Consider the following 25823-nt stretch of genomic DNA (forward strand, 5'->3'; position numbering starts at 1 on the left):
ACGCGGTCGTTTTTTATATTATTGTTAAAACTTCATGTAAAGAACAGATAGTAGGAATATCGTACTTGAGTTGTGAGTTATCCCGATTTAACCATATCCCTTGCATCCCAGCTGCTGTACTACTAATCGCATCAGTCTCTAATCGATCGCCAATATAATAGCAATCTTTTATTTCAAGATTCGATTGTAATACGGTTCTGTGAAAAATTTCAGGATCTGGTTTCGATATACCAAGTTCACTAGAAGTAAATATATATTTGAAATGTTTTAAAATGTTTAGGGCAGTTAATTTTTCGACTTGTTGTTCATAGTCACCATTACTAATGATACCTAATGAGTGCCCTTCTTGCTTTAAGGTCTGTAATGTATAGTGTACATCTTCAAACGCGGCCCAGTTGTTCTTATAAAGTTCTATATATTGATTGAATCTGTGCTGAGATTCCTCGGGTGATAAGTTTAATCCATATGTTTTAAATAAATGATACATTCGCATCCTTTGTTGTTCTTGAAAAGATAATTCCTTGGATAAAAATTTGTTGAAATATTCTTCGGATAATTCATGCCAGACTTTTGTGGCCTCTAATTCATTACCTGAAAAAATAGTACTATATACTTGAAAGAAATCTATAATACCATTTCTTTCAGCGGCCTCATAATCAAATAAAGTTCCATCGACATCAAAGAAAATCATATGACAAACTACTCGTTAATAACTATTTAGCGTTTTCCGCAACTTCATACCCTCTCACAAACAATAGTGTCATATAAGAAACAATAAACGAGAAGATGCTGTACATGCCAACCCAAAAGAAAAATTTTGGAGTAAAAGCGATAACACCTATTATTAAAAAACTAGCAAACGTTACAATTGGCATGACGTAATACGTTTTCGTTCTACGTGTTCCAATAACAGAAACGATAAAAATAAGTAATGGACAAATTAATAAGACGAAAATCAATTCATTCATAGTTATGTCCCCTTTTCTAATGGAAGTAATCTGTTTCTCGTAAACGTTTTGGAATAAATACTCTCTTAATATAATTTCGCTAACATATACATAACTCCTTTTCAAAGCCAGTAATTCATGATGAATTTTACAATAAAAAAACATAAGCAAGAGAACACTTGCTTATGTTATAGGATAAACATCGCAACGATTGTGGTGACAATTAAGCCAATCACAACCGGTAAAAAATTTCGGCGTGCAAGTTCAAATGGATCCACTTTACAAATGGCAGCCGCAGGAATAAGCGCCCAAGGAATTAAAGTCCCGCCTCCGGTCCAGATTGCAGCAATTTGCCCGAGAGCTGTTAATGTAGCTGTTCCATGCCCAAGTGCTGTTCCGAAAAGATTGGCAATAGAACCAGCAAGTGATATACCGGAAAAGCCAGACCCATCTAAGCCTGTTATGACACCAACGATAGTTAATGTTCCTGCCGATACGTATTGATTTAAAGGAACAGTTTGAGATAAGGCGATGCCTAAGTCGTTAATGATTCCGTGCGAACCTTTCGGTAAATAGTCCCCGATAATTTTCACAAAGCCGCTATCCCCTAAATAAAAGAGTGCAGCAATTGGGATAACTGGACCGAAGATTTTAAATCCAAATTGGAGCCCTTCTATAAAATAATCGGTCGTTTTATTTAGCCCATTTCCTTTGTAGGCGATGAGGGAAATGATGATAATCATAATAACAGTCGTCCCGCCGATAAGTGCAGTTGCGTCGCTTCCTTGTAGTTTAAACTGGATCATACAAAGGATGTCAATGATATATACGATAGGGATACATATAGCGAGCCATTTCTTTATGCGAGGAGATAATAAAATGGTAGTTTTAGATGGTTCAGTTGATGAAGAGGTGTCTTGCAATGATAGTCCTGTATGAAATTCTTTTCGTAAGAAGAAAAATGCGACGGAAGTTGTAACAATGCCCATAACGATAACGAGCGGAACACTGGCAGAAACAACGCTGGAAACAGGGAGACCAGCAGCGTCTGCGGTTAATTTTGGTGCGCCCTGTATAACGAAGTCGCCGGATAAAGCAATCCCATGACCGAATAAGTTCATAGCAATGGCAACTCCAATTGGCGGAAGACCGACGCGTACAGCGACTGGTAATAAAATAGCTCCCATTAAAGCAACAGCTGGAGAAGGCCAAAAGAAGAAAGAAATAGTCATCATCAAAAGACCGATAATCCAGTAGGCGAGTGTAGGTGTACGAATCATCTTTGTAAATGGTGAAATCATCGTATCATTTATGCCGGTATGAACGAGTAGATTGCTCATTGATACGATAATGGAGATGATTAATATAGTTGGTAATAGCTCAGTAATAGCATAAATGAAACTTTGAAAAATACCGCTAATGGCAAGAGGGATAGAACTTGTAGCGGTTAATGCTAATAAAAAGATAAAAACGATACAAATAATCGTCGTATCTTTCCGGAGAATAAAAAAGGTAATAATAGTGAGTAAACAAAGAATATAGAGAGCGTGTAACAGCGTTAATTCAACTCCCATAACATTCACATCCTTTAGGCATTCGTGTAGTTTATTGTATGAAAGCAGTGAAAGTATGTGAGTATAGGAAAAAGAAAAAGTGAAATTTCATGTACTGTAATGGTAAGTTTTTAAAATGGATGTTACAATACAATTAATCCTAAAAATGGAATTTAAGGAGGGGTTATGTGCAAAAAATTGGATTTTGGGGATTCATCATAACTTGTATTCTAGTAATCATTTTAAATCTATTTACAAATACCGAATGGATAAGTATCATACCTGTTTTCGGGTTTGTTTTTATACTGTTATACCGCTGGGATGACATGAAACAATATAGTAAGAAAAGTATCAGAATTATAATAGGTATCACTGTTGTTTGCTCATTTTTCGTAGGGGTTATTTTAATAGAAGGGCAGAAACAAATGGAGAAAATGTCTATTTTTCAAGAGTGGATGTCTTCTGCAAAAGGTCTTTATATTGTAATTGTAGTTGTTATTTTTCTAAGAATTGTTATAAGTATAGCAAGTTACATATTAAAGGAGAGGTAGAGTGGAGGGAGTACGAATGAGAGAGAGAATAGGTTATTATGGTGTGCTCGTTTGTTTACTATTATCAGTTATTTCAGGGCAATTTCTTAAAAGTGAATGGGTACCAGTTATATTATGTATAGGAGTATTGATTTTTGCTCCCATGTATCGCTGGGATGAATGGAAAGCATATAGTCGAAAAAAGAAAATTGTTTTCAGTATTGAGTTTGTCATTATAATTAGTACAATTCCGTTTTTGTTATTGAAAGGATATGAGATAATAGGTGAAATTGTAATGTTTCAAGGGTGGTTATTTATCGCGAAATTGCTATATTTAATTTGCATTCTAATAGCGATAGTAGTGATTGCTAAAAAAGTAAATGAAATAATATTTGCTAATGAATAGAAGAAAGTGCCACCGAATAAGGTGGCACTTTCTTACTTTACTGAATGGGCTTTTTGCATTTTCTTAATTAAACGAATTTGTCCGCGATGATTGATTTCATCTTCAAATACGTGAAACCATTTAAAGTAGTTATTTGCTGGTTTATCATACCAAAAGTCTGTCGTTTTAAATAACCATTCATCAGGTAAAGATTGAAAAGTCTCGATCGTTTTGGAACGTACTTCTTGCAATGTACGTATGTAAAATTCTATAGAGTTGCCTTTTATTTTCTCGCGTCCAAGATCGCCTAACTCAATAGCAGGTAACCACCGTTCTAACTCAGCCTCCGTTGGTTCACGGTCTTCAAAAGTATGAATCTGGTAGTAAAATTCAATAGCGGCCATATGGTACAATAACATGCCAATTGAATTTGCCTCCTCATCATATAAATAATCAAGTTCTTCAATTGTTAAGCCTTCTACCGCTTGCATTGTTGTATAACGAGCGTAATTCATCATAGAAACAAGTTTTGAAAATTCAACTTGTAAACCATCTATTTTATCAATTACAAAGTTCAATTTAAATTCCCCCTCTTTAAACGATGACTCCAGAGAAAGAATTCTATGTGCAGCGAAAAACTCCTTTTAAAAAGCCCATGATTTTAACAAGGAATAATAATTAGTTCCCGATTTGATTTTGTAATAACTTCATATCCGTCTTTTGTGATGACAATATCATCTTCAATTCTGCAACCGCCCCAGTCTGGTATATAAATGCCTGGTTCCACTGTAACAACCATACCTTCTTCTAAAGTAGCTTTACTTTCTTGGGATAAGCGGAGAGGTTCATGAATTTCTAACCCAAGACCATGACCAGTAGAGTGTCCAAAATATTGGCCGTATCCATGTTCAGTAATGTAATCTCTCGTTATATCATCGATACTTTTCGCAGTTTCCCCAGGTTTAATTGCTTCCGTCCCACGTTTTAACGCTTCTCGTACAACATTGTATATCTTTTTGAATTCTTCTGATGGTTCCCCAATTGCTACAGTACGTGTAATATCGGAACAATATCCGTCGTAAAGTGCGCCGAAATCTAATGTAACGATGTCACCTCGTTCGATTATTTTATTTGATGCAACTCCATGAGGAAGTGAAGAACGGACGCCAGAAGCTACAATAATTTGGAATGAAGAGGATGTAGCTCCTTTTTTCCGCATGAAAAATTCTAACTCATCTCGTACATCATTTTCACTTATTCCTGGTTTTAGAAACGTAAGGATGTGGTGAAATGCTTCATCAGCAATATTAGCTGCGATTTTCATTGTTTCTATTTCAGGCATGTCTTTAATAATGCGAATATTTTCAATGATTTCGCAGACCTGAACCATTTCCACATGTACGTATTTTTGTAAGTTTTTATATTGTTGCAATGTCATGTTATTTTCTTCAATTCCAAGTTTTTGAATGTTTAATTTCGATACTTGATTTGCAATTTCTTTTTCTAAATTTCCTTTATGCATAATAATTTCAGCAGCATCTATTTGTGATTTCGCTTGATCTACATAGCGAAAATCAGTTATAAAAACAGCTTTATCCGCAGAAATCAAGACGACGCCAGCGCTACCTGTAAAGCCTGTTGCATATTGGCGATTTTCTTTTTTTGTAATGAGTAATCCATCAATTTCATAGTTTTGTAGTTGATTTTGGATTTTATTAATTTTTAAAGTCATGTTAATTCCCCCTATTCACAGTATTAAATAAAGCAAATAGCGTGCCAAAGTATTATTGTATTGAAAATAAAAATAGCCAGTTATTTGTAGGAAGCGGGCCACTTATGAAATCCAGATTGCTTTAAATGAATAAGAGATAAAAAATATTAATTTGAGATGTATTGTATTTACATACTGTAAAAAAATTTATACAGATGTGGAATGAAACTGTCAATTTTTTTAAAAATATATAAAATGACAAAAGAAAGATGTTATGAATTAGTGAATGGGTATATGAACTAGTGTGAACGAATATAAAAATGCGTTGCTTATAAGCAACGCATTTTTATTTACGCTTTTAATTTCATTACAGTATCAGCATCTGGTGTTACATATACGGTTTGCTGATTGTCGTACGTAACAAAACCAAGTTTTGCACCACTCGGTTTTTTGACATGGCGTATTTTGGTGAAATCTACAGGAACAGAACTAGAATCTTTTGCTTTACTGAAATAGGCAGCGATTTTAGCGGCTTCTAACACAGTTTCTTCGGTAGGTTCAAGAGAACGAATGACAACATGAGACCCAGGGATATCTTTCGTATGTAACCAAATTTCATCACGACGGGCAAACTTCGTTGTTAAATAATCATTTTGTTTATTGTTTTTACCAACGAAAATCTCTGTACCATCACTTGCAAAATATTTGTCCAATACTGGTTTAGTAGGCTTTTTCTTTGCGTTTTTCGTTTTACGATTGCGCATATAACCTTCTTCAGCTAATTCCTCACGAATTTCTTCAATATCTTTTGAAGAAGCAGCTTCCATTTGTTGAAGTAAGCTATCAAAATAAAGAATTTCTTCATTTGTTTTTTCGATTTGTTCTTCTACAACAACAACTGAATTTTTCGCTTTTTGGTACTTTTGGAAATAGCGTTGCGCATTGTCAGATGGTGTTTTTAAAGGATCTAATGTAATTTTTACAGTTCCGCCATTTTCGTCGTAATAGTTAACGACTTCAATATCTTTATCACCTTTTTTCAAAGCGTACATATTGGCTGTAAGTAGTTCTCCAAATAGTTGATATTTATCTGCTTTTCCGGCATCTTGTAATGTTTTTTCTAGTTTAATGAGTTTCTTCTCATTTTTATTTTTTTCGTTTTGCATAAAGCGCTCTAAATCATAAGCTTGTTGTTTTACACGGTCGCGCTCTGCTTTTCCGAAAAAGAAACGGTCTAGCAATTCACTAACAGATGAGAATGTCTTGTCTTCTCCTTGCAAGTGTGCAAGAGGGAAAAGATAAAAGAATTCTTTCCCATTTGAAGTAGTCATTGTTGGTGAATATGTATGAGTTAGTAATGGTTTTTGTATGGAGAAAAATGCGTCAGCTAATGCTTTTTCATTTACCATACCTGCTTTTTTCACTACTTCTTTTGCGAATAACGGTGATATTCCCGTAAAGGTGCCGACAAGCTGTTTATCCATATTTCCAGATAGAAAGTCTAGCGGTCTAATAAATTCATCATTTGTTTCAATCTGAAGTGGGTTAATTTTATGTTGTGCTGGTGGTGCAACATATTCCGCCCCAGCATATACAGTTCGATGTCGGTTTACTGCTAAAGAAACGTGTTTTAAGCTATCTAGAATATTGTTTGTTTTTGTGTCTACTAAAATGATGTTACTATGTCGTCCCATGATTTCAATTACTAATGTTTTTAGCGATTCGTCACCAATTTCATTTCTGCTGCGAACGGTAATTTGAATAATGCGCTCTAAATCAATTTGTTCAATTTTTTCAATGAAACCACCTTCTAGATGCTTGCGGAGAAGCATACAAAACATTGGCGGAAGTGCAGGTGAATCGTAATTTTGATTTGTTAAGTGTAAACGTGCATATGTCGGATGAGCGGAAAGAATCAGTTTTTGATTTTTTCCGTTTGCTCGAATATGTAATAAAATCTCGTATTTTGAAGGTTGGTATATCTTAGAAATTCTTCCTGTGTAAAGAGAATTTGCAATTTCATGTGTAATTGCTCTTGTAAATAATCCATCGAATGCCATAAATGAACACTCCTTTCTAACTAAAAGTTAATTATAGCATTTTTTTGGACGAGGCTGAATAAGCTTTCAATAGAGTATGTCTGGAATCAGGAGGTCGATAGCGGGATGAACTGGTATGGAATGCGCGCACATGAAGTGGAAGAAAGAACGAATACGAATGTGAAGGTTGGACTTACAGAGAAGGAAGCAGAAGGGCGGATAAAAAAATTTGGTACAAATGAATTAGATGAAGCAAAAAGGCCTTCTGCACTGATGGTATTTTTGGCGCAATTTAAAGATTTTATGGTACTTGTTTTGTTTGGTGCAACAATAGTTTCGGCTTTTTTAGGTGAATACATTGATTCTATTGCGATTGTTGCAATTGTTATTATCAATGGTATTCTTGGCTTTTTTCAAGAAAGAAAGGCTGAAAAGTCATTGGAAGCTTTAAAAGAGCTAGCCGCCCCGCAAGTTACTGTACTGCGGAATGGAAAGTGGGTAAAGGCACCGTCTAAAGCACTCGTTTTAGGTGATGTTATTAAATTTTCTAGTGGCGATCGTATTGGGGCGGATGTACGTCTTGTTGAGGCATCGAGTTTATATATCGAAGAATCAGCATTGACAGGAGAGTCAGTACCGGTGCAGAAGAAGGTAGAAGCTTTGCAGGGGCAAGATGTTTCAATTGGTGATCAAAAAAATATGGCTTTTATGGGTACGATGATTACACGAGGAGCTGGCACAGGAGTCGTTGTAGCAACTGGTATGAATACAGCGATGGGTCAAATTGCAAATATGTTACAAAATGCAGAGCAAATGGAAACACCACTGCAAAGAAGATTAGAGCAACTCGGAAAAATATTAATTATTGTGGCTCTTATTTTGACAGCGCTTGTCGTATTAGCGGGTGTGTATCAAGGGAATGAAGTATATCATATGTTTTTAGCAGGCGTGTCTCTAGCTGTTGCTGCTATTCCTGAAGGATTACCAGCAATTGTTACAGTAGCTTTATCGCTTGGTGTACAGCGTATGATTAAAAAGAGAGCAATTGTAAGGAAGTTACCAGCTGTAGAAACGTTAGGATGTGCTTCCGTTATATGCTCTGATAAAACAGGAACAATGACGCAAAACAAAATGATGGTAACGCATATGTGGTCAGGTGGAGAGTTATGGAAAGTGACGGGTCAAGGATATGAACCTAATGGCTCTTTTTTGAAAGGTGAAAAAGAATTTGATCCAGCTAAAACAAAAGCACTTTATCAACTACTCACATTTGGCTCACTATGTAATAACGCAAATATTATTCAAAAGAAAAAGGCGTATGTATTAGATGGAGATCCAACTGAGGGAGCACTTGTAGCTGCAGCAATGAAAGCGGGAATAACGCGTGAGGCACTGAAAGGGAAATTTGAAATTATTCGTGAATTTCCATTTGATTCAACTCGAAAAATGATGAGTGTTATTGTGCGAGATAGAGAGGGGAAAAAGTTTCTTGTTACGAAGGGAGCACCAGATGTCCTCCTACAAATGAGTCAAACGATTTTATGGGGGGATAAGCAACAACCGTTAAGTGAGTTGTATAGAAAAGAAGTACAGGCGGCTATTCATAGCTTAGGTAGTCAAGCGCTTCGAACAATTGCAGTTGCATTTAAGCCATTAAAAGTAACAGATTCTATTGAACATGAACGAGACGTTGAAAAAGATTTTATGTTGGTCGGGATACAGGGAATGATTGATCCGCCAAGACCAGAGGTGGAACAGGCTGTAAAAGAGTGCAGAGAAGCTGGTATTCGAACAGTGATGATTACGGGAGATCATAAAGTGACAGCAATGGCAATTGCGGAACAATTAGGCGTTTTACCACCTGGTGGACGTGTTGTTGAAGGAGTAGAACTCGCAAGTATGGATGTAGAGGAACTAGAAAGTGTTGTAGAAGATACGTATGTATTTGCTCGCGTATCACCTGAACATAAATTAAAAATTGTTAAGGCGTTGCAAAATAAAGGGCATATAGTGGCGATGACAGGTGATGGGGTAAACGATGCTCCCGCTATAAAAACAGCGGATATTGGGATAGCGATGGGAATTACAGGGACAGATGTTGCGAAAGAAGCTTCTTCTCTTGTTTTGCTAGATGATAATTTTGCTACGATTAAATCAGCAATTAAAGAAGGTAGAAATATATACGAGAATATACGTAAGTTTATTCGTTACTTATTAGCATCGAACGTAGGAGAAATTTTAGTCATGTTATTTGCAATGTTACTTGCATTACCGCTGCCGATGGTTCCCATCCAAATTTTATGGGTGAACTTAGTTACTGACGGTTTACCGGCGATGGCATTAGGATTGGATAAGGCGGAAGGAGACGTGATGAAGAGAACGCCGCGTCATCCGAAAGAAGGGGTATTTGCTAGAGGGCTTGCCTGGAAAATTATAAGCCGTGGCTTTCTAATCGGAGCAGTGACGTTAGTGGCGTTTATTATTGCATATAATCAACATCCAAATGAACTGAAATATGCACAAACTGTGGCGTTTGCGACGTTGGTACTTGCACAACTTATTCATGTATTTGATTGCCGAAGTGAACATTCTATCTTCCATCGTAATCCGTTTGGGAACGTGTATTTAGTGGGAGCGGTTATCATTTCTTTACTGTTAATGTTAGTGGTTATATATTACCCACCGCTACAACCGATCTTTAGTACAATGCCAATACAAGCGAGAGATTGGTTGTTAATTGGAGGTTTGTCATCAATTCCGACCTTCTTACTAGTAGGTTCTTTATTAACAGGGAAAAAGGGGAAGAAGGAAAAGCCAGTATTATATAAGAAGGGATTAAACTTGAAATAGTCAATGATATGAAAATATGATATAATTTACAGAAGGTAGTAGAGCCTTGTCTCTATTACCTTTTTCATTGAGTTATTTCATGGCTTGGATGTGATAAAAATGATTTGTAGTATGACAGGATTTGGAAGGTCGAAAGTAGAAAATGATACTTTTCAAATTACAGTAGAAATGAAATCGGTGAACCACCGTTTTCTAGAGATGAGTATTCGACTTCCGAAGCAAATGATGGTATTTGAAGACAAAATTCGTAAAATAATCGCACAGCAAGTTCGACGTGGACGCATAGAAGTGTCTATTAGTATAACGGGTGAAGGGCTTGTTGAAAGAAAATTAAGTGTGAATTGGTCGCTTCTTGAGCAGTACCAATCGATTATGGAAGATATAAAAGGAAAATTTCAATTACAAGATTCTATTACACTCGCGCAATTAATGGCAATGCCAGAAGTAACAGCGATTGAAGAAGCAGAAAATGTAAATGAACAATTTGAGAATAGTTTATATGAGGCTGTTCGCCAAGCTGCTCATATGTTAAAAACGATGAGAGATGGCGAAGGAGAACGATTACATAAAGATATAGCGTATCGTTTACAAGAGATTCACAATTGTGTAAATGCAGTTATTCCGCATGCACCGATTGTTACACAAAAATATCGTGAACGATTAGAAAATCGCTTAAAAGAATTACATAATCAAGATCTAGATGAACAAAGATTGTTAACAGAAGTCGCAATCTTTGCAGAGCGTTGTGATATTCACGAAGAGTTAGTTCGTTTGCAAAGTCATTTAGAGCAATTTTGTGAAACACTGCAGATTGAAGAGCCTGTTGGAAGGAAAATGGATTTCATCGTGCAAGAGATGCATAGAGAAATTAATACGATTGGTTCTAAGGCAAATGACTTAACAATTTCAAAATATGTTGTAGAAATGAAAAATAACCTTGAAAAAATTCGTGAACAAGTACAAAATATTGAGTAGCTTTCAAAAAATATATAAAGTTATACGTGGTGGAGAAATCGGATAGACTTACTAGGAGGCGCAAACTATGGCCATGCGGTTTTTAAATATTGGATACGGAAATATTGTATCTGCTCATCGAATTATTGCTATTGTAAGTCCGGAGTCAGCTCCTATTAAACGAACAGTACAGGAAGCACGCGAACATAATGCTTTGCTTGATGCTACGTATGGGAGAAAAACAAGGGCGGTTATTGTTATGGATGATGGGCATGTTGTATTAAGTCCAATTCAGCCAGAGACGATTGCACATCGTTTGAATAATAAAGAAGATTTAAGTGAGGAAGGGTAGGTTTTACATATTTATGAGAAGTAGAAGAGGATTGCTCATCGTTCTTTCAGGACCTTCTGGGGTTGGTAAAGGAACGGTTCGAAAAGAGCTGTTTAGTCATGAGGATACACGTTTTCAGTACTCCATTTCAGTAACGACACGTAAGCCGCGTGAAGGTGAAGTGGATGGTGTGGATTATTTCTTTAAAGAGAGAGAAGAATTTGAGGAAATGATTCGTAATGAAAAATTACTTGAGTGGGCTGAGTTCGTAGGTAATTATTACGGAACACCGATTGACTATGTTGAAAAAACATTACAAGAAGGAAAAGATGTATTCTTAGAAATTGAAGTGCAAGGAGCAATTCAAGTTAAGAAAGCTTTCCCAGAAGGTGTATTTATTTTCTTAGCACCTCCAAGTTTATCTGAACTAAAGAACCGTATTGTCGGCCGTGGTACAGAAACTGAAGATGTTATTGAAAATCGTTTAACGGTAGCGAAAGAAGAAATCGAAATGATGGACGCTTACGACTATGTTGTAGAAAACGATCAAGTTGAATTAGCTTGTGAAAGAATTAAAGCAATTGTGGTTGGTGAACATTGCCGCCGCGAAAGAGTAGCAAAATACTATAAAGAAATGACGGAGGGTCTATAATTATGTTAAATCCATCAATTGATTCATTATTAACAAAAATCGATTCTAAATACACACTTGTAACAGTAGCTGCAAAACGTGCGCGTGAAATGCAACTTGCTGATAACTGTGTTATCGAGCAACCTGTTTCTCATAAATGTGTGGGTAAATCATTAGAAGAAATCGATGCAGAAGTATTAAAATATGTACCAAGCGAAGACAAGATCATCGATTAAGACATTCTTTTCGACAAATTAAAACATAGACTTTATAATTTTCTATGTAACGGTAACAACCTATTTACAAGTAGGTTGTTATTTTTTTACGATAGGGAAGAGATATTGGTACTGACGAGCTGGGAATTCTGTTTCAGTATTATAAGTTTGAAAAAGAAAGAGGACGAGCCATATGCTAAAAGGGAAAAAGATACTTCTATGTGTAACAGGAGGCATTGCGGTCTTTAAAGCGGCTGCGTTAACTAGTAAATTGACACAAACTGGTGCAATTGTAAAAGTAATGATGAGTGAGTCGGCAATGAAGTTTGTTACGCCTCTTACATTTCAAGCACTTTCTCGCCATGATGTATATACAGATACATTCGATGAGAAAGACTCAGCTGTTATTGCACATATCGATTTAGCAGATTGGGCAGATGTAGTACTTGTTGCACCTGCTACTGCCAATTGTATTGGGAAGTTAGCTAGCGGTATTGCAGACGATATGATTACAACTACTTTGTTAGCGACTACAGCCCCAGTGTGGATTGCACCTGCTATGAATGTGCATATGTATGAAAACAAAATTGTTCAAAAAAATATGATGACGTTAAAAACGTTAGGATATACATTTATTGAGCCTGGAGAAGGTTTTTTAGCGTGTGGTTATGTAGCGAAGGGAAGACTAGAAGAACCTGAAGCAATTATTGCACGGTTAGAAGAGGCTTTTTCAGAGCAAAAACCATTACAAGGAAAAAAAATATTAATAACTGCTGGCCCAACTCGTGAAAAGATTGATCCAGTGCGTTTTATGACCAATTTTTCTTCTGGGAAAATGGGATATGCAATTGCGGAAGTGGCAGCGAACTTAGGTGCTGATGTCATACTTGTTTCGGGACCGACAGTATTAAACCCACCATTACATGTAAATACGGTACAAGTGGAATCTGCACAAGATATGTTAGAAATAGTTCTGCAACATTATCAAAACGTAGATGTTGTCATTAAAACAGCGGCAGTTGCAGATTACCGTCCGAAATATGTTCATGATAATAAAATGAAAAAGAAAAATGGTGATGCTGTAATCGAACTCGAGAGAACAGTAGATATTTTAAAAACGTTAGGTGAGATGAAGGACAAACAGTTACTTATCGGTTTTGCGGCTGAAACGACAAACATAGAGGAATACGCAACGAAAAAATTACGTGAGAAAAATGCGAATATGATTGTTGCGAACGATGTAAAGGCGCAAGGAGCTGGATTTGGTACAGATACGAACATTGTAACAATGTATAGGAAAGATGGAGAAGTTATAGAGTTGCCACTTTTAACGAAGAAAGAGGTTGCTCGTGAAATATTAAAGCAAATTGAAATGATGTTAGAAGATGATCGTCTATGATATTTGCAAGTGTAATTGTTGATGTACCTGCACGTCAGACAGATCGACCATTTGATTATATTATCCCTAAAAAATGGGAAGATATTGTCCAGACGGGCATGCGTGTAGTAGTTCCGTTTGGCCCAAGGAAATTGCAAGGTTTTATTATTGGGATCAAAGATTCGGTTGAAGTAGAAAGTAAGAAGTTAAAGACAATCCATGAAATATTAGATGTAACACCGGTTTTAAACGAGGAATTATTAAAGCTTGGATATTGGCTTACAAGTGAAACGTTATGTTATATGATTTCAGCTTTTCAAGTCATGCTTCCAACGGCGATAAAAGCAACGTATAAAAAGCGTCTACAAATTCGTAAACAAGAAGATGTAGCACCTGAACTACTGTTTTTATTTCAAGACAAAGAAGCGATAGATTGGGAAGCAATTGAGACGCAGCCACACCTATACCGCACGATTCAACAAGAAATTAAAAATGGCACGATTGAAGTTGTTTATCAGGTAAAAGATAAAGTACAAAAGAAGAAACAAAGAGTCGTTCAACCGGAATTGTCAGAAGATAAATTAGAATTAGCAGCATTTGAACTGAAAAGTAAAAAACAACAAGATGTACTCTATTATTTTGTGGAAAATTATAAAAGTGTGCCGTTGAAAGTGATAACAGAAGAGTTGCAAATAACAGATGCTCCGATTAAAGCACTTGTTAAAAAGGGGCTAATCTCAGAAAAGTATGTGGAAGTATATCGGAATCCATATGACGATGATGATTTTGAACAAACGAAACCATTCCCACTTACGGAGGAACAAAAGCAAGTTATTGCACCGATTTTATCATCAATTACAAATGAAACTTACAATCCATTTTTACTATATGGTGTTACAGGAAGCGGAAAAACAGAAGTATATTTACAATCTATAGCAGCGGTGCTCGAGAAAGGAAAAGAAGCTATTGTGCTTGTTCCTGAAATTGCACTAACGCCTCAGATGGTAGATCGTTTTAAAGGTAGATTTGGCTCGCAAGTTGCGGTTCTTCATAGTGCGCTGTCTGTTGGAGAAAAATATGATGAATGGCGTAAGATTTTAAGAAAAGAAGTGAAAGTTGTAGTTGGTGCACGTTCAGCTGTATTTGCTCCTTTTGAAAATTTAGGGATTATTATTATTGATGAGGAGCATGAATCGAGCTATAAGCAAGAAGATAATCCGAGGTATCATGCAAGGGATGTAGCTGTGTGGAGAGGACAATATCATAAATGTCCTATCGTTCTTGGTAGTGCAACACCGACACTTGAATCGTTTGCAAGAGCGAAAAAAGGTGTGTATGAATTACTAACGATGGAAAAGCGTATGAACGAACAAGCCTTACCGACAGTAGAGATTGTTGATATGCGTGAGGAACTTCGTGACGGGAATCGTTCCATGTTTTCGAAAGCGCTGCATGAAAAAATAGCAGATCGATTAGAAAAGAAAGAACAAATGGTGCTCTTTTTAAATAGAAGAGGTCATTCTACATTTGTTATGTGCCGTGATTGCGGGTATGTTGTACAATGTCCGCATTGTGATATCTCGCTGACATATCATAAAATGAACCATCGTTTAAAATGTCATTATTGCAGTTACGAAGAGAATATGCCGAATGCATGTCCTGCGTGTCAAAGTACATATATTCGTTTCTTTGGTACAGGTACACAAAAGGTAGAAGAAGAAATTACAAAATTATTTCCAGAGGCACGAGTCATTCGAATGGATGTAGATACGACAAGTCGCAAAGGAATGCATGAAAAATTATTAAAGGCGTTCGGGGAAGAAAAAGCAGATATATTACTTGGAACACAAATGATTGCGAAAGGATTAGATTTTCCTAAAGTAACGCTTGTCGGGGTTTTAACTGCAGATACGATGCTTCACTTACCTGATTTTCGAGCGAGTGAAAAGACCTATCAGTTATTGACGCAAGTAAGTGGACGAGCAGGCAGACATGAATTACCAGGGGAAGTTATAATTCAAACCTATACGCCAGAACATTACAGTATAGAGTTAGCAAAGAACCAACAATATGATGTGTTTTTTGACCAAGAAATGCAAATGAGACGAACAAGACAATATCCACCTTATTACTATGTTGTACTTGTAACAGTATCTCATCCGGAATTATTAAAGGCCGTGCAAGTGACGGAAAAAATTGCCATGTATTTACGGTCGCACTGCACAGAGCAAACGATGGTGTTAGGACCGGTTGCTTCAGCAATTCCAAGGATAAAAGATAGATATCGTTATCAATGCATGATAAAATACAAACGGGAACCAAACTTAAAGAACGTGCTCAAAATGGTAAATGAACATTATCAAGCAGAAATGCAAAAAGAGCTACAAATCTCAATTGATTTTAATCCAACAATGTTAATGTAGCGGAGGGAAATATGGCAGTTTTAGAAATAGTAAAGCATCCAAATGAAGTGTTAGAAACACCATGTGAAAGAGTAATTAACTTTGATAAAAAGTTAGTGAAATTGTTGAAAGATATGCATGAAACAATGTTAATTGCGGACGGAGTCGGTTTAGCTGCGCCTCAAGTAGGTGTAAGCTTGCAAGTTGCGGTAGTTGATATCGGTGATGATACGGGGAAAATCGAGTTAATCAATCCATCGATACTAGAAAAACGTGGTGAACAAGTAGGTCCCGAAGGTTGTCTAAGCTTCCCGGGACTTTATGGTGAAGTAGAACGTGCGGATTATATTAAAGTACGTGCGCAAAATCGCCGAGGTAAAGTATTTTTACTAGAAGCAGAAGGATTTTTAGCACGTGCAATTCAACATGAAATCGATCATTTACACGGTGTGTTATTTACATCGAAAGTGACAAGATATTATGAGGAAAACGAATTAGAATAGGTATTAAAAGGAGCGGTTTTTAAATGATAAAAGTAGTATTTATGGGAACACCGGACTTTTCAGTGCCGGTGCTTCGTCGTCTTATCGAGGATGGATATGACGTAGTGGGTGTTGTAACACAACCTGATCGTCCGGTAGGTAGAAAAAAGGTTTTAACGCCTACTCCAGTTAAAGTTGAAGCGGAGAAACATGGTATTCCGGTGCTACAGCCACTGAAAATTCGTGAAAAAGACGAATATGAAAAAGTATTAGCACTAAAGGCGGATTTAATTGTAACAGCTGCGTTTGGTCAGATTGTACCAAACGAAATTTTAGAAGCACCAAAGTACGGATGTATTAATGTCCATGCATCATTACTTCCAGAGCTTCGCGGTGGTGCACCGATTCATTATGCGATCATGGAAGGAAAAGCGAAAACAGGCATTACAATTATGTATATGGTAGAAAAATTAGATGCTGGTGATATCTTAACGCAAGTAGAAGTGGAAATTGACGAGCGTGAAACGACGGGCTTGTTATTCGATAAGTTAAGTGAAGCAGGAGCACATCTTCTATCTAAAACAGTACCTTTATTAATTCAAGGTAAGCTAGAACCAATTAAACAAAATGAAGATGAAGTAACGTTCGCATATAATATAAAACGTGAGCAAGAGAAAATTGATTGGACAAAAACAGGTGAAGAAGTATACAATCACATTCGCGGATTGAATCCATGGCCAGTTGCTTATACAACTTTAGCAGGACAAGTTGTTAAAGTATGGTGGGGAGAAAAAGTACCTGTAACGAAATCAGCTGAAGCGGGTACAATAGTAGCTCTTGAAGAAGATGGATTTGTTGTTGCAACAGGGAATGAGACAGGTGTTAAAATCACTGAATTGCAACCTTCTGGTAAAAAACGTATGAGTTGTTCGCAATTTTTACGTGGCACAAAACCTGAAATTGGAACGAAGTTAGGAGAAAATGCATGAGACCAAATGTTCGTGAGTTAGCTCTTGATGGCTTAATCCAAGTAGAAAAAAGTGGTGCATACAGTAACTTACTTTTAAATAATCTAATTGAAAAAAATGCAATTGATAGAAAAGATATTGGTTTGTTAACTGAAATTGTATATGGAACGATTCAACGTCGTGACACATTAGATTATTATTTACAGCCTTTTTTAAAAAAGAAGGTTGAGGCGTGGGTAAGAGTATTACTTCGCTTATCTTTATATCAAATGATTTATTTAGACCGAGTGCCCGAAAGAGCGGCTATTCATGAAGCGGTTGAGATTGCAAAGCGTCGCGGGCATAAAGGGATTGCTGGTATGGTGAACGGTGTATTACGTTCGATTCAGAGAGAAGGGGTACCTTCTGTAGATGAAATCAAGGATCCAGTAGAACGTTTGGCAATTGCAACAAGTCATCCAGTTTGGCTTGTTCAAGACTGGGCTTCTGAATATGGTTTAGAGACAGCAGAGAAAATGTGTGAAGTGAACATGTTACCCCCAGTACCAACAGCGCGTGTAAATGTTGATAAAATAACAGTAGAAGAAGCAATTGAGTTGTTGGCTAGTGAAGGTATAGAAGCGAAGCGCGGCGATTTATCAGAGGATGCAATTCAAATTGAAAGAGGGAATGTAGCGCATACAGATGCGTTCAAAAAAGGGTTTCTTTCTATTCAAGATGAAAGTTCTATGCTTGTAGCACGCGTTTTAGAACCGAATGAGGGAGATGTAGTTCTTGATAGTTGTGCTGCTCCGGGCGGAAAAACAACGCACATTGCAGAGCGATTAAAAGGAACTGGTCAAGTCATGTCTCTTGATTTACATGCACACAAAGTACGTTTAATTAAACAACAAGCAGAGCGACTTGGTCTAGAGAATGTCGAAACAAAAGCACTAGATGCTAGAAAAGCACAAGAACAATTTGCGAATGAAACGTTCGATAAAATATTAGTAGATGCACCATGTTCTGGATTTGGTGTAATTAGACGTAAACCTGATATTAAGTTAGGTAAAGATAAAGGCGATAGTGAAAGATTATCGACGATTCAACTTGCAATACTAGAAAAAATAGCACCATTGTTAAAACAAGGTGGTCGCCTTGTTTATAGTACGTGCACAATTGAAAAAATAGAAAATGAACAAGTAATAAAGCAATTTTTAAAAGAGCATCCTGAATTTGAATGGGATACTACGATAAAAGATCGCATGCCAGAAAAGTTAAATCCGTATATTGATGAAGGTCAAGTACGAATTTTACCGCATTATTTTGCAACAGATGGCTTTTATATTGCTTGTTTAAGGAAGAAGGTGTAGCATCGTGGAAACGACTGTGAGAAAACAAAAGAAAAATCTAGAAACGAAAAAACCATCAATTTATTCTTTACAACTTCATGAAATGCAAGATTGGTTAAAGGAACAAGGAGAACCAAAATTCCGTGCAGGACAAATCTTTGATTGGCTATATAAAAAACGTGTAAAAAATTATGAGGATATGTCGAATCTTTCTAAAGGATTACGCGATAAATTGTCGAATTCCTTTGATATTACTACTTTAAATACATTGGTAAAACAAACATCTTCTGATGGAACTATTAAATTCTTATTCCAATTATATGATGGTTATTCTATTGAAACAGTGTTAATGCGACATGAATATGGAAATTCTATTTGTGTAACAACACAGGTTGGATGCCGTATTGGTTGTACGTTCTGTGCATCTACACTTGGTGGGTTAAAACGAAACTTAGAGGCTGGAGAGATTGTAGCGCAAGTAGTAGAAGTGCAACGTGCACTTGATGAAACAGAAGAACGTGTAAGTTCGCTTGTTGTTATGGGAATTGGAGAGCCGTTTGATAATTACGACAACTTAATGTCATTCTTACGCATTGTAAACCATGAAAAAGGAATTCATATTGGTGCAAGACATATGACAGTTTCAACAAGTGGGATTGTTCCAAAAATTTACAAGTTCGCTGAAGAAGATATGCAAATTAATTTTGCGATTTCATTGCATTCTGCAAATACAGAGTTACGTTCAAAATTAATGCCGATTAACCGTGCTTATAAGCTACCAGACTTAATGGAAGCTGTTAAATACTATGTAAATAGAACAGGGCGTCGTATTACGTTTGAATATGGCTTATTTGGAGGGGAAAATGACCAAGTTGAGCAAGCTGAAGAACTTGCTGCGCTTTTAAAAGGTGTAAAATGTCATGTAAACTTAATTCCGGTAAACTACGTACCTGAACGTGATTATGTACGTACGCCACGTGAACAAATTTTCTTATTTGAAAAAACGTTAAAAGATCGTGGAGTGAATGTAACGATTCGCCGTGAACAAGGTCATGATATTGATGCAGCCTGCGGTCAGTTGCGTGCGAAGGAGCGTAAAGAAGAGACGAGGTGACGAGATGAAAGCCGTGTTTCTATCGGATAAAGGAAAAGTTCGTCAACATAATGAAGATAGTGCAGGAGTTTTTCACAATTTAGATGGAAATATTTTAGCGGTAGTAGCAGATGGAATGGGAGGTCATCGAGCTGGTGATGTAGCTAGCTCGATGACCATTCAATTATTCCATGATTATTGGAAGCAAACGCATAATATGAATGAACCAAAAAAAGTAGAAGAGTGGTTACATACGAGTGTTGGGATTATTAATGAGCGTATATATGAGTACTCTAAGCAACATGTAGAATGTAATGGTATGGGAACAACACTTATAATAGCGATTTGTACGCCAAACTTTGTGACAATAGGTCATATAGGAGATAGTCGTTGTTATATGGTATCAGAGGGAGAAATCTCGCTTGTAACGGAAGATCACTCACTTGTAAATGAACTTGTGAGACATGGTGAAATTTCAAAAGAAGACGCAGAATATCACCCGAAAAAGAATGTTTTGTTAAGAGCATTAGGAACAGAAGAAAAAGTCGGATTAGATGTTAAAACATTGGTGCTTGAGGAAGATGATCAGTTACTCCTTTGCTCTGATGGATTATCTAACAAAGTTTCTATTGTGGATATGCAACAAATTTTACAGTTAAATGAACAGCTTGAAACTAAGGGACAATGTCTCATTCAATTGGCGAATGATCGTGGCGGAGAAGATAATATCACCCTTGTTCTTATTGATTATGCGGGTTCGACAAACGAAAGTAGGTGAAGTGCAACGTGCTGATTGGAAAACGCTTAAATGACCGTTATAAGCTGCTGAAAATGATTGGTGGCGGTGGAATGGCCAATGTGTATTTAGCTCATGATGATATACTGGGCCGGGATGTAGCGGTAAAAATATTAAGACTCGACTACTCAAATAACGAAGAGTTTATTAAACGTTTCCATCGAGAAGCGCAGTCTGTTACAACGTTGTCGCATCCAAATATTGTGAATATGTATGATGTCGGAGAAGAAGATGGTATATATTATCTTGTAATGGAGTACGTACCAGGACAAACATTGAAGCAATACATAATTGAGCGAGGAATGTTACCTATAGGAGAAGCTCTTGATATTATGGAGCAATTAACATCCGCCATGGCACACGCCCATCATTTTGAAATTGTGCACCGTGATATTAAACCGCACAATATTTTAATTCGAGCTGATGGAGTAATAAAAGTAACAGATTTTGGAATTGCGACAGCTACAAGTGCAACAACAATTACACATACAAATTCGGTACTTGGTTCGGTACATTACTTATCACCAGAACAAGCGCGTGGCGGGATAGCAAATAAACAATCAGATATTTATTCCCTGGGGATCGTTATGTTTGAGTTGTTAACAGGAAGACAACCGTTTTCTGGCGAATCTGCTGTTGCTATAGCTTTAAAACATTTACAAAGTGAAATTCCGTCTCCAAAAAGATGGAATGAAAATATTCCGCAAAGTGTCGAAAATATTATATTAAAGGCAACTGCGAAAGATCCGTTTCATAGATATCAATCTGCCAATGCGATGAAACGAGATATTGAAACTGCGCTATATCCAGAGAGGATAAATGAGCAGCCATTTTACATACCGGAAGATATGGAAGCGACAAAAGCGATTCCCATTATTCAACAAGAACAATTATTCGAAAATGTAACTGATGAAACGATTGTTTTAAAAGTAAGTAAAATGGATGAACAGGTAAGAAAAGAAGAAACGGAATTAAATAAGAAGAAAAAACGAAGTAATAAATGGCTCAAAGTTTTAATTACGACATTTTTACTTTTAGCGATTGGAATAACGTTAGCGCTTACTGTTATTCCGGGATTCTTCATTCCAAAAGATGTAAAAGTCCCTGATGTGGCTGGTATGAAATATACGACAGCAGTAAATACACTAGTTGAAAAAGGTTTTGAGATTACGGAACCTAATATTGTATATACAGACGATGTTGAAGCCGGTGATGTGATAAAAACAGATCCTGTGGCAGGAAGAGTCGTGAAAGAAAACTCTAAAATTACTATCTATCAATCAGGTGGAAAAAAGAAAAATAAGATGAGTGATCTCACAGGAAAAGATTTTGAGAGTATAAGGAATGAATTAGAAGAAAAATATAAACAAGTTACAATAAATTATATTGAAAATGATAGGCCAAAAGGTGAAATCGTAGAGCAAATTCCAACGCCTGATCAAATGGTAGTAGAGGCGGAACAAGAACTGAAAATTTGGGTAAGTAAAGGTCCTTATCAAATTAGACCAGGTGATTTTTCGGGATGGACTGAAAATAGCGTAAATGGTTATTTGAATGAGAGAAAACTAACTCCAGATATAAAACGAGAGTATTCCGATACTGTTGATAAAGGACTTGTAATTTCGCAATCTCCAAAACCAGGAACGCCGTTAAAAGAAGGAGATAAAGTGACGATTATCATCTCAGAAGGTCCTAAGCCGAAAGTAACGAAAACAGTGAAAGTGGATAATATTTCTATTCCGTATGAGTCTTCTATAATAGGTGAGAAAAAACCGCAAACAATAGAAATTTATAAAGAAGATATGCAACAAAAAATGGATAGACCAATTGAAACTAGAACAATTTCAGAGTCGGCAACTATTTCATTAGAATTTGTAATTCAAGAAGGTACAAAAGGACACTATAAAATTGTACGAGATGGTGTAACGATTATCGACAAAGAAGTACCATACCCAACTCAATAATAATGAATTCCATTTTCTTTCTAGAGAGGATGGAATGTATTACTCTTGCCTGTTATGCTTTCTACATATAGTGGACTGTATAACAGGCAAAAATATATGATTCAAAAAGCTATAAAAGTGATACTGTTATAAATAATATTTTACATTTGATGGTAGATTAAATATATTAACTTGTATATATGACAGGTTTTGAAATAAGTATTTAAAGAATTTTAATCCAGTCAATATTAATTACAGCCTCACTTTATACAAAATAAAGGAGAATTATATGCCAGAAGGAAAAATTGTAAAAGCTCTAAGTGGGTTTTATTATGTGCAGCATGAAGAAGGGATTACACAATGTCGCGGGCGTGGTGTGTTCAGAAAAAATAAAATTACACCACTGGTAGGAGACCAAGTTGTTTTTCAAGCAGATAATCCAAGCGAAGGATACGTGCTTGAAGTATTTGATCGAAAAAATGAACTTGTTAGGCCTCCTATTGCTAATGTTGATCAAGCAATTCTCGTTTTCTCTGCAGTAGAACCGGATTTTAATCCGGGACTGTTAGATCGATTTTTAGTGCTGATTGAATATCATAACATTAAGCCGATTATTTGCATTAGTAAGATGGATTTAGTGGATGAAAAAATGAGAGATGCTGTTGAATCTTATGCGAATGACTATCGTGAGATGGGATATGATGTATTATTTACATCTATAAATACCTCGGAAAGTATTGATATTTTAAAACCATTCTTAGAAGGCTGTGTTTCTGTTGTTGCAGGGCAATCTGGTGTTGGAAAATCTTCTATGCTTAACGTTTTACGTCCAGATTTAGAACTGAAAACGAATGATATTTCCTCACATTTAGGACGCGGGAAACATACGACAAGACACGTGGAATTAATTGCGGTTGGAAGCGGACTAGTTGCAGATACACCTGGTTTTAGTTCACTTGATTTCATAGATATAGAGGTAGAAGATCTTACATATTGTTTTCCAGAGTTGAAAGAAGCGAGCCAATACTGTAAATTTAGAGGGTGTACACATCTTTCTGAACCGAAATGTGCTGTAAAGGCTGCGGTTGAAGAAGGGAAAATTACAGAATATCGTTATAAGAATTATAAACAATTCGTAGAAGAAATTAGAGAGAGAAAGCCGAGGTATTAGTTATGATTAAAATTGCACCATCGATCTTATCAGCAGATTTTTCAAAATTAGGGGAAGAGATTAAAGATGTAGAAAAAGGCGGAGCGGATTACATTCACGTCGATGTAATGGATGGACATTTCGTACCAAATATTACGATTGGACCATTAATTGTAGAGGCTATCCGTCCGATTACATCGTTACCATTAGATGTACATTTAATGATTGAAAATCCAGATAACTATATCCCGACTTTCGCAAAAGCGGGAGCGGATATTATTACTGTTCATGTAGAGGCGTGCCCTCATCTGCATCGTACAATTCAGTTAATTAAATCTCATGGCATTAAAGCGGGAGTTGTGTTAAATCCGCATACGCCAGTTTCAACGATTGAGCATGTATTAGAAGATATAGATATGGTATTACTTATGACAGTAAACCCTGGATTTGGTGGACAGAAATTTATCCATTCTGTATTACCGAAAATTAAACAAGTTGCAGAAATGGTTAAAGAGCGCAATCTAGAAGTGGAAATTGAAGTTGATGGTGGTGTAAACGCTGAAACAGCAAGACTTTGTGTTGAATCAGGAGCAAATGTACTTGTAGCTGGATCAGCAGTATACAATCAAAAAGACCGCGGTGAAGCAATTCGTGTCATTCGTGGATAATGAATGAACGAGTCTTTATCCCAGTGAATCTTCTAGTGTAGTAAGTGTTCACTATTTACAAAGGATAGAGAAAAAATATGTAAAAAGGCAATCTACCGAATGGCAGATTGCCTTTTTACAATAGAAGGGGAAGGAAACATGATTATTCATATTTTAGCGGGCGGACCTGCGGAATATTGTGCAGATTTTTCTCGATATGAAAATGAGAAAGTAGTGTGGGCGGCAGTTGATAGAGGTGTATATCGTTTATTAAAAGGAGGAATTACTCCAGCTGTTGCGTTTGGGGATTACGATTCGGTCACAGAAGAGGAATTAGTATGGATGGACCAGCAAACAAATGACTTACATATTGTTCCTCGTGAAAAAGATCAAACAGATTTAGAAATTGCGATTAACTGGGCGTTAGAACAAAATCCGACATTGATTCGTATTTTTGGTGCCACCGGTGGAAGGCTGGATCATGGTTTAGCAAATATACAGATGCTTTTAAGAGGGTTAGAAGTAGAGATAGAAATGTGTATTGTAGACAATAAAAATGAAATAAGCGTGAAAAAAGTGGGTACACATATAATTGAAGACAATAAAAATTTCCCTTATGTATCTTTTGTGCCAGTTACTGAAATAGTGGAAGGGATTACATTACTTGGTTTTAAATATCCTCTAACTAATAAAACAATAGAATGGGGATCAACACTTTGTATTAGTAATGAACTCGTTGAGGAAAAAGGTACTTTTTCATTTACTTCTGGCATATTAATGGTGATAAGAAGCACTGATTAAAGAAACAATTTTGCTCCTTACATCATATAGTGAACAAGTGGAGTAATGGGGATTAGGAGGGAAACCATGAGATTTTATACAATTAAGTTACCTAAATTTCTTGGTGGAATTGTTCGTGCCATGTTAAATACCTTCAAAAAAGATTAAAAAAAGCACCTATTACCGGTGCTTTTTCCATTGTCATAGTAAAAAAAGAGCCTAGCGGCTCTTTTTTTTATTATTAAACACGTTCGATTTTGCCAGATTTTAATGCTCTAGCAGAAACGTAAACACGTTGAACTTTTCCGTCGATGCGTACGCGAACTTTTTGAAGGTTAGCGCCCCATTTACGTTTTGTAGCGTTCATTGCGTGAGAACGAGAGTTACCAGAACGAGCTTTTCTTCCAGTGATAGCACAAACACGAGCCATTTATATTTCCCTCCCTTGATACCTTACCATACGTAATTTTTCAATGTTAGTCTTTTTTGCGATGCTAAAAACACTACTATAATTTAACACAACTAAAAAGAGAATGCAACACCGTAGAAAAAAGAAATCAAGAAAAATTACTTGACACCATATGTCGATGATGAAAAGTTGAAATCAAGAAAAATTACTTGACATATTATAGTGGTACATGTTGTATAATAACAATGGACTATTTTGCTCATCATAAAAAATGTGATTTAAAACATAAAATATGAGA

At 36.4% G+C, this 25823-nt stretch carries 26 protein-coding genes; 19 read left to right on the forward strand and 7 right to left on the reverse strand.

Annotated elements, in window-relative coordinates:
• Nucleotides 1-13: 13 nt before the first annotated feature.
• The 3 genes from QCI44_RS08225 to QCI44_RS08235 form a co-directional block, all read right to left on the reverse strand.
• Nucleotides 14-691, reverse strand: a complete 678-nt coding sequence (locus QCI44_RS08225; protein WP_353811070.1) for an HAD family hydrolase — start codon at nucleotides 689-691, stop codon at nucleotides 14-16.
• Nucleotides 692-713: 22 nt separating this feature from the next.
• The gene (locus tag QCI44_RS08230) at nucleotides 714-968 is read right to left on the reverse strand and encodes a YbeF family protein (RefSeq protein WP_001003944.1); all 255 of its coding nucleotides are present in this window, start codon (nucleotides 966-968) and stop codon (nucleotides 714-716) included.
• 167 nt (nucleotides 969-1135) lie between these two features.
• Nucleotides 1136-2521: a hypothetical protein gene (locus QCI44_RS08235; protein ID WP_016086575.1), complete on the reverse strand. Its 1386-nt coding sequence runs from the start codon at nucleotides 2519-2521 to the stop codon at nucleotides 1136-1138.
• 167 nt (nucleotides 2522-2688) lie between these two features.
• On the opposite strand from QCI44_RS08235, the gene QCI44_RS08240 reads away from it, so the two are divergent.
• Nucleotides 2689-3051, forward strand: coding sequence for a YoqO family protein (locus tag QCI44_RS08240; RefSeq protein WP_016086576.1), 363 nt, complete (start codon nucleotides 2689-2691; stop codon nucleotides 3049-3051).
• Nucleotides 3052-3067: 16 nt separating this feature from the next.
• Nucleotides 3068-3436, forward strand: a complete 369-nt coding sequence (locus QCI44_RS08245) for a YoqO family protein (protein WP_016086577.1) — start codon at nucleotides 3068-3070, stop codon at nucleotides 3434-3436.
• Between the two features lie 32 nt (nucleotides 3437-3468).
• Here QCI44_RS08245 and QCI44_RS08250 read toward each other — a convergent pair whose 3' ends face one another.
• The 3 genes from QCI44_RS08250 to QCI44_RS08260 form a co-directional block, all read right to left on the reverse strand.
• On the reverse strand, nucleotides 3469-3993 hold the full coding sequence (locus QCI44_RS08250; protein ID WP_016086578.1) for a DinB family protein: 525 nt from the start codon (nucleotides 3991-3993) through the stop codon (nucleotides 3469-3471).
• Nucleotides 3994-4076: 83 nt separating this feature from the next.
• Nucleotides 4077-5147: a M24 family metallopeptidase gene (locus tag QCI44_RS08255; RefSeq protein WP_016135253.1), complete on the reverse strand. Its 1071-nt coding sequence runs from the start codon at nucleotides 5145-5147 to the stop codon at nucleotides 4077-4079.
• 329 nt (nucleotides 5148-5476) lie between these two features.
• On the reverse strand, nucleotides 5477-7186 hold the full coding sequence (locus QCI44_RS08260; RefSeq protein WP_016086580.1) for an Rqc2 family fibronectin-binding protein: 1710 nt from the start codon (nucleotides 7184-7186) through the stop codon (nucleotides 5477-5479).
• 105 nt (nucleotides 7187-7291) lie between these two features.
• Here QCI44_RS08260 and QCI44_RS08265 point away from each other — a divergent pair, with 105 nt between their 5' ends.
• The 17 genes from QCI44_RS08265 to spoVM all read left to right on the forward strand — a co-directional run bounded on the left by QCI44_RS08265 (nucleotide 7292) and on the right by spoVM (nucleotide 25284).
• Complete coding sequence (locus QCI44_RS08265; protein ID WP_016086581.1) at nucleotides 7292-10015, forward strand: calcium-translocating P-type ATPase, SERCA-type; 2724 nt, start codon at nucleotides 7292-7294, stop codon at nucleotides 10013-10015.
• 99 nt (nucleotides 10016-10114) lie between these two features.
• Nucleotides 10115-10990 (forward strand): YicC/YloC family endoribonuclease, encoded by an 876-nt coding sequence (locus QCI44_RS08270; RefSeq protein WP_016086582.1) that lies wholly within the window; start codon nucleotides 10115-10117, stop codon nucleotides 10988-10990.
• Between the two features lie 67 nt (nucleotides 10991-11057).
• Nucleotides 11058-11321, forward strand: a complete 264-nt coding sequence (remA, locus tag QCI44_RS08275) for an extracellular matrix/biofilm regulator RemA (protein WP_001251456.1) — start codon at nucleotides 11058-11060, stop codon at nucleotides 11319-11321.
• A 13-nt stretch (nucleotides 11322-11334) separates the two neighbouring features.
• A complete protein-coding gene (gmk, locus tag QCI44_RS08280; RefSeq protein ID WP_001257740.1) occupies nucleotides 11335-11952 on the forward strand; it encodes a guanylate kinase in 618 nt (205 codons plus the stop codon).
• 2 nt (nucleotides 11953-11954) lie between these two features.
• A complete protein-coding gene (rpoZ, locus tag QCI44_RS08285; RefSeq protein ID WP_000933964.1) occupies nucleotides 11955-12167 on the forward strand; it encodes a DNA-directed RNA polymerase subunit omega in 213 nt (70 codons plus the stop codon).
• Nucleotides 12168-12339: 172 nt separating this feature from the next.
• Nucleotides 12340-13545, forward strand: a complete 1206-nt coding sequence (gene coaBC / locus QCI44_RS08290) for a bifunctional phosphopantothenoylcysteine decarboxylase/phosphopantothenate--cysteine ligase CoaBC (protein WP_016086583.1) — start codon at nucleotides 12340-12342, stop codon at nucleotides 13543-13545.
• Nucleotides 13542-15947: a primosomal protein N' gene (gene priA, locus QCI44_RS08295; RefSeq protein WP_016135250.1), complete on the forward strand. Its 2406-nt coding sequence runs from the start codon at nucleotides 13542-13544 to the stop codon at nucleotides 15945-15947. Before coaBC ends, priA begins: the two co-directional genes overlap by 4 nt.
• An 11-nt stretch (nucleotides 15948-15958) precedes the next feature.
• A complete protein-coding gene (gene def / locus QCI44_RS08300) occupies nucleotides 15959-16429 on the forward strand; it encodes a peptide deformylase (protein WP_000279468.1) in 471 nt (156 codons plus the stop codon).
• A 23-nt stretch (nucleotides 16430-16452) separates the two neighbouring features.
• Nucleotides 16453-17397: a methionyl-tRNA formyltransferase gene (gene fmt, locus QCI44_RS08305; protein ID WP_016086585.1), complete on the forward strand. Its 945-nt coding sequence runs from the start codon at nucleotides 16453-16455 to the stop codon at nucleotides 17395-17397.
• On the forward strand, nucleotides 17394-18728 hold the full coding sequence (gene rsmB / locus QCI44_RS08310; protein WP_016086586.1) for a 16S rRNA (cytosine(967)-C(5))-methyltransferase RsmB: 1335 nt from the start codon (nucleotides 17394-17396) through the stop codon (nucleotides 18726-18728). The genes fmt and rsmB overlap by 4 nt, the downstream gene beginning before the upstream one ends.
• A 4-nt stretch (nucleotides 18729-18732) precedes the next feature.
• Nucleotides 18733-19821, forward strand: a complete 1089-nt coding sequence (gene rlmN / locus QCI44_RS08315) for a dual-specificity RNA methyltransferase RlmN (RefSeq protein ID WP_016086587.1) — start codon at nucleotides 18733-18735, stop codon at nucleotides 19819-19821.
• A gap of 4 nt (nucleotides 19822-19825) precedes the next feature.
• Nucleotides 19826-20578, forward strand: coding sequence for a Stp1/IreP family PP2C-type Ser/Thr phosphatase (locus QCI44_RS08320; RefSeq protein WP_016086588.1), 753 nt, complete (start codon nucleotides 19826-19828; stop codon nucleotides 20576-20578).
• An 8-nt stretch (nucleotides 20579-20586) separates the two neighbouring features.
• Nucleotides 20587-22560 (forward strand): serine/threonine protein kinase PrkC, encoded by a 1974-nt coding sequence (prkC, locus tag QCI44_RS08325; protein ID WP_016135249.1) that lies wholly within the window; start codon nucleotides 20587-20589, stop codon nucleotides 22558-22560.
• A gap of 268 nt (nucleotides 22561-22828) precedes the next feature.
• Complete coding sequence (gene rsgA / locus QCI44_RS08330) at nucleotides 22829-23710, forward strand: ribosome small subunit-dependent GTPase A (RefSeq protein WP_016086590.1); 882 nt, start codon at nucleotides 22829-22831, stop codon at nucleotides 23708-23710.
• A 2-nt stretch (nucleotides 23711-23712) separates the two neighbouring features.
• Nucleotides 23713-24357, forward strand: coding sequence for a ribulose-phosphate 3-epimerase (gene rpe, locus QCI44_RS08335; protein ID WP_016086591.1), 645 nt, complete (start codon nucleotides 23713-23715; stop codon nucleotides 24355-24357).
• Nucleotides 24358-24456: 99 nt separating this feature from the next.
• Nucleotides 24457-25137 carry a thiamine diphosphokinase gene (locus QCI44_RS08340; RefSeq protein WP_016086592.1) on the forward strand — a complete coding sequence of 227 codons (681 nt, stop codon included), beginning with the start codon at nucleotides 24457-24459 and terminating at the stop codon, nucleotides 25135-25137.
• Between the two features lie 66 nt (nucleotides 25138-25203).
• Complete coding sequence (gene spoVM, locus QCI44_RS08345; RefSeq protein ID WP_001213599.1) at nucleotides 25204-25284, forward strand: stage V sporulation protein SpoVM; 81 nt, start codon at nucleotides 25204-25206, stop codon at nucleotides 25282-25284.
• Between the two features lie 73 nt (nucleotides 25285-25357).
• Here the strand turns inward: spoVM and rpmB are convergent, their stop codons facing one another.
• On the reverse strand, nucleotides 25358-25546 hold the full coding sequence (rpmB, locus tag QCI44_RS08350; RefSeq protein WP_000124776.1) for a 50S ribosomal protein L28: 189 nt from the start codon (nucleotides 25544-25546) through the stop codon (nucleotides 25358-25360).
• Nucleotides 25547-25823 lie beyond the last annotated feature (277 nt).

Origin of the sequence: Bacillus cereus group sp. RP37 (genome assembly GCF_040459695.1) — a bacterium.
GTDB lineage: Bacteria > Bacillota > Bacilli > Bacillales > Bacillaceae_G > Bacillus_A.